Raw genomic sequence first — 13369 nt, forward strand, 5'->3', positions numbered from 1 at the left:
TAAGATACTAAACTCTGCGCCAGAAACCCTGTTTCAGGTGAAACGCTATGACCAAAAACCTATCGGTTTTTCTTATTTTGGCTGGTTTAGTAATTGCTGGTGCGTTGCTGTATGTCGTTGTTGCCGAGGATGGCGATGAATTGCCGGTCGGATTTGTGCAAGGAAACGGGCGGGTTGAAGCGGAACAAGTCGAAATAGCACCAACTAATGCAGGTCGGGTTGCGAAGGTAACGGCAACAGAGGGCAGTATGGTTGCAGCCGGTCAAATCCTGGCCGAAATGGACATAGATGAGCTATCTGCCGCCCTGGACCGGGCTAGAGCCGAAGTAGCCTTGGCAAATCAGACAAGGGCCGAAGCAGAAGCGCTCGTAGTGCAACGCGAAAGCGAACAGCGTAGGGCCGAGCAAGAGCTTGATCGTGCCACGGCGTTGCTGGCAGGACAAAACATCTCCAAAACTATTTTTGAAGATCGCGATACCACTCATAAGGTTGCAACAGCAGTATTGGGCGCCGCCAAAGCCCGAGTTGCAACCGCAGAAAGCCGTATTGCTGCCGCTGAGGCGGAAGTGCGCAGAATTGAGGCACAGATTGAAGACAGCGCTCTAGTGGCACCTTTGCCCGGACGCGTGCTTTACCGGCTTGCAGAACCCGGAGAGGTGGTTGGCGCGGGCGAACCGATCCTGACTATTCTTGGCCTTGAGAATGTTTACATGGAAGTTTTTCTTCCGGCGCGTGAAGCCGGACTTTTGCCCATTGGAGCTGAGGCTCGCATCGTGCTCGACGCTTTGCCGGAATATGCGATACCTGCATACGTGAGCTTTGTTTCTCCCGAGGCACAATTCACCCCCAAACAGGTCGAAACCCTGGATGAGCGAGAGCAACTGGTTTTTCGCGTTCGCGTCCGTATCCCAATAGACTTGATTGAAAGTCGGATTGAGCACGTCAAAACCGGTCTGCGCGGTGTCGCGGTGATCCGGCTGAACCCAGCCGCTGCTTGGCCTGAGGCGCTTGAACAACGCATCCCAGAAGAGCTGTTCGAATGAGAGTAGAGGATGACGCCTGCGATATTCACATTTCAGGTGTTACGCACCGTTATCGCAAGCATGTCGCATTGGATTCTGTTTCGTTAGAACTGCCAGGCGGCCAGCTTGTTGGCTTTGTCGGGCCGGATGGGGTGGGAAAGTCTACACTACTTGGTTTGATCACCGGCGCAAAGAAACTGCAATCCGGCAGTATCGACGTTTTAGGCGGCCCGATTGGCGATTCTGGTCATCGACACAGCATTTGCCCAGCCATCGCGTTCATGCCGCAAGGGCTGGGTCGAAACCTGTATACGGAGCTGTCTGTACGCGAGAACCTTGAGTTCTTCTCAGGTCTCTTTGCTCAAGGGCATTCAGAGCGGGATGACCGTATCGCAGCGCTATTGGCTGCGACAGGGCTTGCGCAGTTTGAAGACCGTCTGATGGGCAAGCTCTCGGGTGGGATGAAGCAAAAACTAGGTCTTTGCTGTGCGTTAATCCATGACCCCAAACTTTTGGTTTTGGATGAGCCAACGACCGGGGTCGACCCGTTGTCGCGTCGGCAGTTCTGGGCTTTGATTGATGCAATCCGAGCAAAAAGCCCCGAACTGTCGGTATTGGTTTCAACGGCGTACATGGAAGAAGCCGACGGTTTTGACCGGATTGTCGCGATGGACGCGGGTCAAGTCATCTTTCATGGGAAGCCCGCCGAATTGAAAGGGAGTGATGACGACCTCGAAATTGCATATCGGCGTCTGAGAGCACGGGAGTTGCCTGTTGAACCGGCGGGGAAAAACAAAACGAATGGGAAGATCGAAGCAAGCCCAGTGATAGTTGCGCGTGGACTGACACGACGCTTTGGTGATTTCACGGCCGTAGACAACGTCGACTTCACAATCAATCGCGGAGAGATATTCGGGTTTCTAGGATCAAACGGTTGCGGCAAGTCCACGACAATGAAGATGTTGACTGGCTTGTTACCATCCAGCTCAGGTGAAGCACTGCTGTTTGGCAATCCTGTCGATGCATATGACCGAAAAATGAGGCGTGAAATAGGCTACATGAGCCAGGCCTTTTCCTTGTATGGCGAGTTGTCGGTCCATCAGAACCTACAATTGCATGCGCGGATATTTGCAATTGCCGACCGAGAACAGCGTGTTTCGGAACTCACTGAGCGCTTTGGGCTCGAAGAGCACCGGCATACGTTGGCGACGGCACTGCCTCTAGGGATTAAACAGCGACTGTCGCTAGCCGTAGCAGTGATCCACCGTCCGCGGGTGCTAATACTCGACGAACCAACATCCGGTGTGGATCCAGAGGCGCGCGATTCCTTCTGGGACTTGTTGATTGAGCTGTCGCGAAATGAGTCGGTAACGATCTTTGTGTCCACTCATTTCATGGGTGAGGCGGAACGCTGTGATCGCGTTTCGTTTATGCATGCTGGTAGAGTTCTAGCGGAAGGTACTCCGGCTGAACTGATCGCCGTTGAAGGGGCGGAAAACCTTGAAGACGCCTTCATTTCGATATTGGAAGCAGCAGAAAAACCAGTCTCTGTTGTCGCGCCAGAGGTCGGTTTTAGGGCCAGATCCCACGCCGGGGGAGGAGCGTTTTCTCGTGTATTGGCTTATGCGCGGCGCGAGACCGTTGAAGTAGCTCGTGACCCGGTGCGTCTGGCTTTCGCGTTTCTGGGTTCTGCTATTCTAATGTTGGTTTTTTGCTTTGGAATTACGCTGGATATCGATGAGCTTGAATTCGCGGTACTTGACCTTTCTCAGGGGCCGGAGAGTCGTGCTTATGCGGCTGAATTCGCCGGATCGTCCTACTTTAAAGCCACATCGCCGCTGCAAAGCGCCAGCGAAGGGCGCGACCGTCTAGTGTCAGGTGAGGTCTCTCTGGTTGTTGAGTTACCACCTGACTTTGACCGAAAGATGAGTACGGGTGAACCAACCCAGATACTTGCAACTGTAGACGGTGCTATCCCATTTAAGGGTGAGACGGTTGAAGGTTATGTTTCCGGATTGCACCAATCATTTCTCGCGGAATATGCCCTTAACAATGGCAAAAGCCAGATAGATATCGCCAGGATCGAACCTCGGTTTCGCTACAATCAGAGCTTTGAAAGTATCGCCGCGATGGCTCCGGCAATGCCTGCTATCTTACTGATTATGTTGCCAGCTGTTTTGACTGCCGTAAGCGTAGCAAGGGAACGAGAACTGGGGTCAGTTGTCAATTTCTACGTGACACCAACCACGCGGCTTGAATTTTTAGTTGGCAAACAAATTCCGTACATTTTGATCGCCTACGCAAATTTTCTGCTTTTGGCCGGAATGACCGTTTTTCTTTTCGGGGTGCCGCTAAAAGGAAATCCTTTCCCTTTGGCTGTTGGTGCCCTTCTCTACGTTTGGGCAACGACATCCTACGGGCTGTTGATCGCTACAATGACATCCAGTCAGGTGGCCGCGACATTTGCAACTGCCATCGCCTCAGTTGTCCCAACAATCCAGTTCTCAGGTCTGTTGCAACCTGTTTCAACGCTTGAAGGAGGCGCACAAGTGGTGGGCTCACTTTGGCCTTCCTCATATTTCCTACACCTAAACGTTGGTGCCTTCACTAAAGGTTTGGGTTGGGAGGCCCTTGCGCCGGACATTCTGGCCCTCGCCTGCTTCGGACCAGTTCTGACACTGATCGCAGCCGTATGTCTTCGGGCGCAGGAGAAGTGAATGCAGCGCTTCTACTGCATATTCTGGCTAGGTTTGAAGGAAGTGATGAGCCTGCGCCGTGATTGGGTGATGATGGCATTGTTGGTCTGGTCGTTCACGCTGGCCCCGATCATGGAAGCAACGGGAGTGGCAAGTTCTGTAAACAACGCCTCGATAGCGTTTGCGGATGAAGACGACTCGCCACTTTCTCGAGCACTTGCCACAGCGTTTTTCCCACCAGAGTTCCAACCGGTCGTCCAAATCGAACCCGGAAAAGGACCTGCGTACATGGATGCTGGGCGCTTTATTTTCGTTGTGGCTGTGCCCCCCGGATTCGAAAAGGATCTGCGCGCAGGGCGCCGTCCGGAGATTCAAGTTCTTATTGACGCAACCGCCATGGAACAGGCCGGTATTGGTGCAAACTACATCACCAGTATCTTGAGCGCTGAAATACATCGCTATGCAATTGGTATCGATCTAGTAGATGCTGCCTCAATCAGTGTCATTCTTAGAAGCGCCTTCAACCCAAATAGAGATACTTTACGTTTTGCTGGTATCGTCGCTTTGATCGGCCAGATCATGTGGCTCACAACTATATTGACCGGAGCGGCAATGATTAGAGAGCGAGAGCACGGGACCATTGAACATCTCCTGGCCATGCCTCTTGCTCCATTTGACATTGCCATTGCCAAAATTTGGGCGAATGCAGCGGTGGTTTTGGTCGCGGCTGGTCTTTCACTAACCTTTGTGATGCAGGGTTCCTTGGGCATCAATATAGCTGGATCCAAGATGTTGTTTTTGGTTGGCACGGCGTTGTTTCTTTTTACTGCGACGGCGCTTGGGGTGTTTCTGGCAACCATTGCACGCTCTATGGCGCAGTTTGCGCTTCTGGTTATGTTGATTGTGCTGCCAATGCTAATGCTGTCAGGTGGAGAGACCCCAATTGAAGGTCAGCCGGCGTGGTTGCAGGCAGGTACTTTAGTTTTGCCGTCACGCCATTACATGTCAGCCAGTCAGGCTATTGTTTTCAAAGGCGCTGGTATTGAGACTGTCTGGCCGGAATTCGTTTGGATGACGTTGTTAGGAGTTGCTTTGTTACTAATGAGCCTACGGCTTTTTCGGCGTTCTCTTGCTCAGATCAGCTAGCGCTCCAATCTGTTGGCTGTGACAGATTGGAGCGCTAGCTGATCTGCCTCAGAAGGCAGTTTGGAAATCTGCTCGGCAGAGGTCAGGGCATCAGCGATTGTCTAAGCGTTAGCTTCACTATCTATAGTCATATTCGCATTTAAATCGCCGACGGCTGGATTACGATGCAATCGAAGTTTTAAAGGGCCATAGTCGCAAACTCAAAGGATTGTACTGAAATTGCCGCTTCCTTCTGCATCGAACGGGCAAGTCCAAGGCGTTCAAGCGACAAAAATCTCCGCCCGTTTCCGCACGCCAACTGGTACTAGCGGTTCGATTGCAATTTATAGCGACGAGATGGCCTTGATCACTGCTTCTCGGTTCTGAACCGCCCCGGTTTGAAGATACTCCATAGCTTTGAGAGCAGCTTCATGGGCTTGGACAGAGGACCCGCCAACACAGTCCTCTACAACGCGGCAGAAGTAGTCTGATTGGTGGCCATCGACGAATGTGTAGTGCACACAAACATCTGTTAGCCCGCCGCACAACAAAAGTGTGTCTATCTTTAAACCTCGCAGCAGGATTTCGAAATCGGTGCCAAAAAATGCAGAATACCGTCGCTTCGGTACGATGTAGTCACCTTTGCGATATCCCATCTCATCTTTTGCAACTTCCGTTCTTGGATCACCTTCGAGACAGTGTATGTCTTCGTCACCATCCAGCTCACGGCCGAAGTCTATCCTATCGGGACGATGGACTTCTTGGATGAAAATGACTGGCACTTTGCTCTCATGCGCGGCGTCAACCAAATCACGTGCAGCGATCATGCGATCTTTGTAGCCCGGCATGTTGTCGATGGAGCGTACTTCGCTGTCATCAATAAATGTGCTCTTTTGAATGTCGATTACGATTAGGGCAGGTCTACCCTCGATCAGTTTCCTGGCTTGTTTGGTTTTAGTTGTCATGTTCGACCTCTAATTTGCCAGGTCGTCCTGAAAAAAACGCCCTTGCTTGGCCGGGTCGTCCCAGCGGGCAGATCAAACTTGACTAAATGTGCAACTGATTACGGTCAAGGGTGTGCTGCGTTGTTGTGGAATGAAAAGCATGTGTCCGCGCCTAGGGCAACATTGCCCGCAAAGCCGCCGCCAGGGGTAGGTGCAGAGAGTGTCTGCGCCGAGCGCAGATTGAGCAATGGTGCTAGCAATACCGACGGCGGCTATACAACTTGACCCATCGTTCTTAGTGTAAATGCATGAACAGATTTCGAAACGCTCAACCCTCTGATGCAATTCGATGCTTTGAGATCGAGACTGATGCCTATGAAGGCGGCGAAGCGGCTACCCTCGAAAAGATAGCAAAGAGAATCGAGGTCTATCCCGATGGTTTCCTTGTTCTTGAGGTCGAAGGCGAGATCGTCGGCTTTGTGAATTGCGGATGTGCATACGACGTCGAAATGTCTGATGAGGAATTCAAAGAGCTTATAGGGCATGACCCCGACGCGCCAAATGTCGTTATTATGTCTGTCGTCGTGGATCCGGAGCATCAAGGAAAAGGCCTATCGCGGGCATTGATGACTGAATTCGTCGGCCGCATGAGAAAAATGGGCAAATCCGCGATCTACCTTATGTGCAAAGAGCATCACGTCCCGCTTTACCAGAGATTTGGGTACAACTATCTTCGCCCATCAATCTCTGATCATGGAGGAATGACTTGGCACGAAATGTCTATGCAACTTTAAAACGTTGGTTGGTTGAGCCACGGTGAGTGGAAATTCAACCTAGCGGTAGGATTTCCCCTTCGTCCGTATAGCAATCGCTCGCGATATTCAGGCGAACGTCAGCGTCAAGCCCAAAGCAATTATAGTTCCTAGTGGAGCAGTCGCTTCGTTTGGACTAAGCCTCGCTTATGACCTTCGAGGCAGTCGCTTCATTGATAGCCAGAACAGTGTTGTACAGCGTAGCCAGTCGAAGAAGTGATTTTACGTCGACGTCGTGTGGCAACGCTGATAGTGGATCAATGAAAAAGATCAGTGTGTCGAGCTTCCCTTCGGCAATCATAGCGCCGATTTGAGCGTCGCCTCCCAGCGGACCACTTTTGAGACGCTTGATAGGCACGCCGACTTCATCTGCAATTCGCCCGCCGGTCGTGCCAGTCCCAAAAAGCTCCATCTTGCTCAATGCGGTTTTGTGGGATTTGGCCCACTCGACCATTGTGTCTTTCATCTGATCATGCGCCACAAGCGCGACTCGGTTGCGGCCGTTTGGACCGTCGCTCCCATTGCTCATGATGTTGCTTTCCTCGGTGTTGAAGTGTCCGTAGCCCAACTCCATGCCAGCGGAGACTTACGCTTAAGTGCGCCACTCAAATGTTGCCGCATTCTGTAGGAGGCATCCACGGTGTTACCGGATTCCAGGAGTGTAAGGATTTCAAGATGCTCAGTACATTGTTCTATCAATCGTTGATGGTTCACTTCGGCTCGGTACTCCATAAGGCGTCGCATTCTATTCACGCGTTGGAGTGCCATGAGAAAGAACGGGTTTCCGGACAACTTGATGAGCTCCTCATGGAATAGAGCCCCGCTTTCTAGCAGCGCTTCTCCATTAACGGCGTCCATATCCATATCGAGCATTCCCTGCTGAATGCGCCGCTGTTCATCCAGGACTTTGTGATCGAGTTCAAACGAGGGCTCCAGCATGGCGGCTGGTTCTATCGCCATTCTGAACCTGTAAATCTCATCAAATGCCTCGGGTGTTTTTGCGACTGGAAGAAACCGCCAGCCGTAGCCTTCTTTGCGTTCAGCCCAACCTTCTCGAGAAGCGCGGATCAACAGTTCTCCGACCTTAGCTTTAGTCCAGCCGTACTTCTGCTTTAAGAACTGCTCAGTAACTTCTTCTGGAATTTCATTTGTTAGCCAATCGTTTGCAAGCAGTTGGTATTCGTCCAGTTCGCTCGGGTCGACAGTATCCAGGTTTTCTTTGATGGCTGGAGGCAACTTGTCGGCCACAAAGTACCCGCGGTTTTCCAGGCGGATGAGAACATCTTTTTCCTCTAAGGATATAAGCGCCTCGCGCACTGGGGTTCTGGATACGCCATACCTGTCGGCGACTTGCTGAGCGCTTATATGCTGGCCACCTTCAAGTGTACCCGCAACGATATCATGCAAAAGACGGTTCGATATCTTCTTTGACAATTCGCTGGCTCGCATCGGTACGCCTGACTCCTCTTGCCGCTCTCACCTACGTAGATTGCATCTGACAGCTAACATACAGCCAAATTTTAGGTTTTCTACACGTAAAAAGCCAAAGGAAGATGGATTTTACACTGCTGAGACGATGATGTTCGCGTAAATTGGATTGGTTTTATGACTGTTTGAGCGAAGTTCTTTCATTTCAGGTGAGTGCCGATTCTTCGAAAACACACAATAAAACATATACTTGAAAGGCATCGGGGAATAGCAAGTTCAGCCATTTTGGTTTTTTCGATTAAAAAAAGCAAAATAAGATTGGCTTTTTGCGCATCAATATGCAATCAAAATAGCCAGTGCGGGATTCGCGCTGAAAAACACTTGGAAAACTGGGGAGGATTACCCGTGTTCATGAAATTTACTCGCATCGGCGTCATTGCTGCTGCGGCAGCCGTTGCCGGCGTGACTGGCGCGTCCGCCGAATTCAAAGCTGAAAGCCCGCAATGCATTGCGCCCTCAAATCCCGGCGGTGGATGGGACTTCATCTGTCGCACAACGGCGAAGTATCTCTTCGATCTCGGGATCATCGAGGATTCGATGCAGGTTACCAATATGAGCGGTGGGGGCGGCGGAGTTGCGTTCGCGCATGTCACGAAAGAGCGCAACGAGGACAACAACCTTATTGTTGCAGCTTCTATGAGTACCAGCGCTCGAATTGCTCAGGGCATTTACGAGGGTGCCCAACAGGATGACGTGCACTTTCTTGCCACCTTCGGAGCTGAATATGGAGCTATCGCTGTTCCCGCAGACTCCAAGTACACCTCTCTGTCTCAGATGATGGAGGACATTGTCGCTGATCCAAAGTCAGTTGGGATCGCGGGTGGTTCGTCTGTGGGCAGTTTTGACCATATCAAGCCCATGTTGGTCGCCCGCGAAGCTGGCCTCGAAGATGTAACCCAGATGAAATATGTATCCTTCGATGGTGGCGGTGAAGCCATGACTGGCCTGCTTTCTGGTTCGGTCGAGGCGCTGTCTGGAGATTTCTCCGAGATGCTGGGCTTCCTGGAGTCGGGTGATATCCGGGTAATCTCGATCCTGGCCCCTGAGCGTCTGAAGAATTATCCGGATATTCCTACTGCAAAGGAGGAAGGCTTCGACGTCGTTGGCGCGAACTGGCGCGGCCTCTACATGCCAGCTGGTGCAACTGACGAATCCAAAGAGTTCTGGAAGAACGCGATCATTACGCTGACCGAGGATCCTGGCTTCCAGGCAGAGCTCGAAGCAGCTGCCATTGAGCCGTTCAACAACTTTGGCGACGACATGTACACCTTTGTTGAGGGCAGTATTGCGGACGTGACCAAGCTCTCGAAAGAGATCGGTATCATCCAATAAATGTCATGCGTGCCCAACCGGTCGCATCTGGTTGGGCACCTAAAAGAAATTCCGGAAATCTGGGAGGAAACTATGAGTGACCGCATCTTCGGCGGTTTCGGGCTGGCCCTTGCGATATTCTATATTTGGGCCGCATCGATCATCAAAGACAGTTTCATGGTCGATGTCGTGGGTCCGCGCGCCTTTCCTTACATCGTGGGCACCGTGTTAGGCCTTACGTCGCTCTACTTCATAATCCGCCCGGATGAAGAGCCTAAGTGGCCAGGGTTGCGCGACTTTGCCGAGATATTGTTCGCCACTGCTGTGATGTTTCTATACGCATGGTCTCTTTCCGAGATTGGGTTTGTCATCGCAACAACCTTTGCGACCGCTTACCTAACCTGGCGACTGGGAACCGCTCCGCTGTGGTCGCTCGTCGTAGGCCTTTTGACAGCCGTTGGTATCTACGTCGTTTTTCACCTAATCCTAGGCCTTGCTTTGGCCGAAGGACCATTGGGGTTCTGAGGGGTAACCATGGAAACGCTTTCACTTCTTGTTGATGGATTCTCGGTTGCGTTGTCACCGCAAAATCTGTTCCTGGCTGTCGTTGGATGCTTTCTCGGCACTTTGATGGGAGCATTGCCTGGCTTGGGTCCGGCAAATGGGGTTGCTATCCTCATTCCGATTGCCTTCTCGCTCGGGCTTGGGCCCATCCCATCTCTCATCCTTCTTACAAGTGTCTACTACGGCGCCATGTACGGCGGCCGAATTAGTTCGATCTTGCTAAACATCCCGGGCGATGAACCCGCGATGATGACGTGCCTCGATGGGTATCCGATGGCAAAAAACGGTCAGGCCGGCGAAGCCTTGTCTTTAGGTGGCATCGCATCTTTCTTTGGGGCGTTTGTCGCAACAATTGGCCTGGTGATTTTGGCGCCACAGTTAGTCAAAATCGCGCTGCTTTTCGGACCAGCTGAGTACTTTGTCCTCTTTACAGTCGCGTTTGCGACGCTGGGTGGTGTTTCCTCTACGAACCAAGCCAAATCTGCTTTCGCAGCTGCACTAGGGCTGGGTATCGCGATGATTGGCAGTGATAGCCAAACAGGGTCGCAGCGCTTCACCTTTGGTGAAATCCACCTTTTCGATGGCATCGACTTCTTGATCGCTATCGTTGGATTGTTCGCACTGAGTGAAGTGTTGATTTTTCTCGAACATCACCGTGGCGGTGCCGTTGGATCAGCTGGCGCGACGAAAGTTGGGCGCATCTTGCCAGACTTCGGCATGATCAAGCGCTGCTTGCCTTCAATCGCTCGCGGCACTGGTCTTGGTTTCTTCTCAGGCGTCTTGCCAGGTGCCGGCGCATCGTTGGGGTCATTTCTTGCGTACTCACTGGAGAAACAAAGCGTCGACCAAGATGGGAAATCCTTTGGAAAGGGCGATCCACGCGGTGTTGCGGCTCCGGAGGCAGGCAATAATGCGGCCGCTGGAGGCGCGTTGGTGCCGATGCTTTCGTTGGGCGTACCGGGCTCGGGGACGACCGCCGTTCTGCTGGCTGTTTTGCTGCAACTTAACATTACCCCGGGACCACTGCTCTTCACAAAGAATCCGGACGTGGTTTGGGGGCTGATCGCGGCCTTGTTCATCGGCAACATCATTCTGCTTTTGATGAACGTTCCGTTGGTCGGGTTGTTCACGCGCGTGTTGCTGGTGCCGACGCGCATTCTGATGCCTGTCGTCGCCATGATCTCGTTCGTTGGGATTTACTCGATAACGGGCTCCACCTTCGATGTAATGCTCATGGTTGGTTTCGGCTTTGCAGGCTGGCTTCTACGCAAGCTCGACGTGCCGCTGGTGCCAGTCATCTTGGGCATCCTTCTTGGCAACCAGATGGAAGTGAACCTTCGCCGCGCAATGACGATTTCGGACGGGGATTGGTTGGCGCTAGTGGGAAGTCCCCTCGCAATAATCCTCTGGCTTATCGCAATCGCCGGTTTCGTGTTGCCCATGTTTGTTGGCCGTCGGGTTAAGGACCGCATGGATGCGCAGCGCCATGACGAAGAGGCATCGGTGGGGGATTAAACCCACCGGATTTCAAGAATGACTGGCTTCGGCCAACAAGGAGACAAAAGATGCGTATCATGACATTGCCCTGCGATGGCATCGGACCTGAAATCATGGCGGCGACTTTGGAAGTCGTTGAGGCCGCCAACAAGAAGTACGATCTGGGATTAACGTTTGAAGAAGAAGAGTCCGGTTTTACCAGCCTCAGGAACCACGGTATCACTCTGCGTGACGACGTGTTGGAACGTGCACGAACTGAATTCGACGGAGTCATTTTGGGGACGCAGTCCCATATGGACTACCCGCCAGTCGTTGAAGGTGGTCGCAACGTTTCGGCCGGATTCCGTATCGGGCTCGATCTTTATGCGAATGTGCGGCCGGCCCGCAGCCGTGACTTTCTACCGAACAAAGCGCCCGGAATGGACCTTGTGATCATGCGTGAGGCGACGGAGGGATTCTATCCTGACCGCAACATGTACAAAGGCGTCGGAGAAATGATGCCCGATCCGGACATGGCGTTGTCGGTTCGCAAAATTACGCGACACGGATCAATGCGGATTTGCAGAGAGGCTTTCAAACTGGCCATGCAACGGAAGAAGAAAGTCGCCGCGATACACAAGGCCAACTCTTTTCTCATGACCGACGGCCTGTTTCTGGAATGTTTCCGCGAGGTGGCGAAGGACTACCCTGAAGTCGAAACCGAAGAGTTGATTGTCGACGCATTTGCAGCGCTGCTGGTTCGAAAACCGCACGAATATGATGTTATCGTCGCGACTAACTTCTACGGCGATATCCTCTCGGACCTTGCCTCTGAACTTTCAGGGTCTTTGGGGCTCGCTGGGTCGATCAATGCAAACGCTGAAACGGGCTTATGCTGCGCACAAGCACAGCACGGTTCTGCCCCGGACATCCAAGGGCAAAACGTTGCGAACCCGACATCACTTATTCTCTCCGCCGCTATGATGCTCATCTGGCTCGGCGAGCAGAAGGGTAGTCCGAAGCTTATGGAGGCTGGGCAAGCCATTGCGGATGCAGTTGATGCCGTCATCGATGATCCTACAAAGCGCACCCGTGACCTTGGTGGCACCGTAAATACCGACACCTTCGGGACGCTTGTGGCCGAAATGGTCTCCAAGGAAACGATCCCGGCGTGATTGGATCTCCCGGTGGGCAAACGTGCCCACATCAACTGGTGGCGTCGCTCCTTGCGGCGTCACCCGTCTTGAGCTGGAGCAATTATGAGACGACCAAGATTAGCGTTGATCCATGCAACCCGCGTCGCGATTGATCCAATCGAAGTTGCGGCACGCGAGCACTGGCCGGAAGCAGAAACCATTTCCATCCTAGAAGAGGGGTTGTCTTTAGACAGGTCTAAGCAAGTCGAATTGTCCGCCGATCTTTTCCGGCGCATCGTAGACCTTTGCCGGTATGCGGAAGGCGCTGACGCCGATGGTGTACTGTTCACGTGCTCAGCATTCGGAGCCGCAATCGAAAGAGCAGATTTCGAGGCGCTCATCCCAGTCATGAAGCCGAATGAAGCGATGTTCGATGCGGCTTTCTCATACGGTGATCGCATCGCGATGATTTATACGTTTCCTCCAGCTGCGGCAGGTATGGAAGAGGAATTTCTAGATGCTGCTAGGGCGCGCGGCAGCAATGCGGAGATTACGTCATACTATTGCTCTGGCGCGTTGGCTGCAAAGCAGGCGGGTGATGATGAAAAACACAATCGCCTGATTGCGGAAACCGCATCAAGTATCGACGACGCGGACGTTATTCTTCTAGCCCAGTTTTCGATGTCTGACGCCGTTGAGGATGTCCGTAAGACAGTACAGATTCCAGTGTTGACCAGTCCACAGGCGGCGATTCACGAAATCCGACGGCGCGTCGAAAGCAATCAGTGAGGGAGG

12 protein-coding genes are annotated in these 13369 nt (G+C 52.5%); 9 read left to right on the plus strand and 3 right to left on the minus strand.

Annotation, left to right across the window (positions count from 1 at the left end; translation table 11 throughout):
* Positions 1-47: 47 nt before the first annotated feature.
* The 3 genes from ACR0KC_RS21280 to ACR0KC_RS21290 are packed head-to-tail and all read left to right on the plus strand — an operon-like array spanning position 48 to position 4864.
* Complete coding sequence (locus ACR0KC_RS21280; protein WP_480707592.1) at positions 48-1043, plus strand: HlyD family secretion protein; 996 nt, start codon at positions 48-50, stop codon at positions 1041-1043.
* Complete coding sequence (gene rbbA / locus ACR0KC_RS21285; protein ID WP_480772289.1) at positions 1040-3739, plus strand: ribosome-associated ATPase/putative transporter RbbA; 2700 nt, start codon at positions 1040-1042, stop codon at positions 3737-3739. Before ACR0KC_RS21280 ends, rbbA begins: the two co-directional genes overlap by 4 nt.
* Positions 3740-4864 (plus strand): ABC transporter permease, encoded by a 1125-nt coding sequence (locus ACR0KC_RS21290; RefSeq protein WP_480707594.1) that lies wholly within the window; start codon positions 3740-3742, stop codon positions 4862-4864.
* Between the two features lie 323 nt (positions 4865-5187).
* Here ACR0KC_RS21290 and ACR0KC_RS21295 read toward each other — a convergent pair whose 3' ends face one another.
* Positions 5188-5808, minus strand: a complete 621-nt coding sequence (locus tag ACR0KC_RS21295) for a cysteine hydrolase family protein (RefSeq protein WP_480707595.1) — start codon at positions 5806-5808, stop codon at positions 5188-5190.
* A gap of 287 nt (positions 5809-6095) precedes the next feature.
* Here ACR0KC_RS21295 and ACR0KC_RS21300 point away from each other — a divergent pair, with 287 nt between their 5' ends.
* Positions 6096-6581 carry a GNAT family N-acetyltransferase gene (locus ACR0KC_RS21300; protein WP_480791483.1) on the plus strand — a complete coding sequence of 162 codons (486 nt, stop codon included), beginning with the start codon at positions 6096-6098 and terminating at the stop codon, positions 6579-6581.
* A gap of 154 nt (positions 6582-6735) precedes the next feature.
* Here ACR0KC_RS21300 and ACR0KC_RS21305 read toward each other — a convergent pair whose 3' ends face one another.
* Together ACR0KC_RS21305 and ACR0KC_RS21310 are read right to left on the minus strand one after the other, a co-directional pair.
* Positions 6736-7128, minus strand: coding sequence for a methylglyoxal synthase (locus ACR0KC_RS21305; protein WP_170594450.1), 393 nt, complete (start codon positions 7126-7128; stop codon positions 6736-6738).
* The gene (locus ACR0KC_RS21310; protein WP_480707736.1) at positions 7125-8048 is read right to left on the minus strand and encodes a GntR family transcriptional regulator; all 924 of its coding nucleotides are present in this window, start codon (positions 8046-8048) and stop codon (positions 7125-7127) included. The genes ACR0KC_RS21305 and ACR0KC_RS21310 overlap by 4 nt, the downstream gene beginning before the upstream one ends.
* A 390-nt stretch (positions 8049-8438) precedes the next feature.
* On the opposite strand from ACR0KC_RS21310, the gene ACR0KC_RS21315 reads away from it, so the two are divergent.
* From ACR0KC_RS21315 to ACR0KC_RS21335, 5 genes are all read left to right on the plus strand, one after another.
* Positions 8439-9419 carry a Bug family tripartite tricarboxylate transporter substrate binding protein gene (locus ACR0KC_RS21315; protein WP_480772350.1) on the plus strand — a complete coding sequence of 327 codons (981 nt, stop codon included), beginning with the start codon at positions 8439-8441 and terminating at the stop codon, positions 9417-9419.
* Positions 9420-9491: 72 nt separating this feature from the next.
* The gene (locus tag ACR0KC_RS21320; protein ID WP_170335947.1) at positions 9492-9923 is read left to right on the plus strand and encodes a tripartite tricarboxylate transporter TctB family protein; all 432 of its coding nucleotides are present in this window, start codon (positions 9492-9494) and stop codon (positions 9921-9923) included.
* Positions 9924-9932: 9 nt separating this feature from the next.
* A complete protein-coding gene (locus tag ACR0KC_RS21325; RefSeq protein ID WP_480707732.1) occupies positions 9933-11477 on the plus strand; it encodes a tripartite tricarboxylate transporter permease in 1545 nt (514 codons plus the stop codon).
* A gap of 50 nt (positions 11478-11527) precedes the next feature.
* Complete coding sequence (locus tag ACR0KC_RS21330; protein WP_480707731.1) at positions 11528-12613, plus strand: isocitrate/isopropylmalate dehydrogenase family protein; 1086 nt, start codon at positions 11528-11530, stop codon at positions 12611-12613.
* A 105-nt stretch (positions 12614-12718) separates the two neighbouring features.
* Entirely contained in the window at positions 12719-13363 is a 645-nt protein-coding gene (locus ACR0KC_RS21335; RefSeq protein WP_480707730.1) for an aspartate/glutamate racemase family protein, read from the plus strand.
* Positions 13364-13369: the final 6 nt, after the last annotated feature.

The sequence above is a fragment of the Ruegeria sp. CF3 genome, from assembly GCF_056537365.1.

Coding starts and splice junctions, on each gene's coding strand:
- ACR0KC_RS21300 (WP_480791483.1), top strand. CDS start 6,096: ATGAACAGATTTCGAAACGCTCAACCCTCTGATGCAATTCGATGCTTT.
- ACR0KC_RS21305 (WP_170594450.1), bottom strand. CDS start 7,128: ATGAGCAATGGGAGCGACGGTCCAAACGGCCGCAACCGAGTCGCGCTT.
- ACR0KC_RS21320 (WP_170335947.1), top strand. CDS start 9,492: ATGAGTGACCGCATCTTCGGCGGTTTCGGGCTGGCCCTTGCGATATTC.
- ACR0KC_RS21330 (WP_480707731.1), top strand. CDS start 11,528: ATGCGTATCATGACATTGCCCTGCGATGGCATCGGACCTGAAATCATG.
- rbbA (WP_480772289.1), top strand. CDS start 1,040: ATGAGAGTAGAGGATGACGCCTGCGATATTCACATTTCAGGTGTTACG.
- ACR0KC_RS21290 (WP_480707594.1), top strand. CDS start 3,740: ATGCAGCGCTTCTACTGCATATTCTGGCTAGGTTTGAAGGAAGTGATG.
- ACR0KC_RS21310 (WP_480707736.1), bottom strand. CDS start 8,048: ATGCGAGCCAGCGAATTGTCAAAGAAGATATCGAACCGTCTTTTGCAT.
- ACR0KC_RS21295 (WP_480707595.1), bottom strand. CDS start 5,808: ATGACAACTAAAACCAAACAAGCCAGGAAACTGATCGAGGGTAGACCT.
- ACR0KC_RS21315 (WP_480772350.1), top strand. CDS start 8,439: ATGAAATTTACTCGCATCGGCGTCATTGCTGCTGCGGCAGCCGTTGCC.
- ACR0KC_RS21325 (WP_480707732.1), top strand. CDS start 9,933: ATGGAAACGCTTTCACTTCTTGTTGATGGATTCTCGGTTGCGTTGTCA.
- ACR0KC_RS21280 (WP_480707592.1), top strand. CDS start 48: ATGACCAAAAACCTATCGGTTTTTCTTATTTTGGCTGGTTTAGTAATT.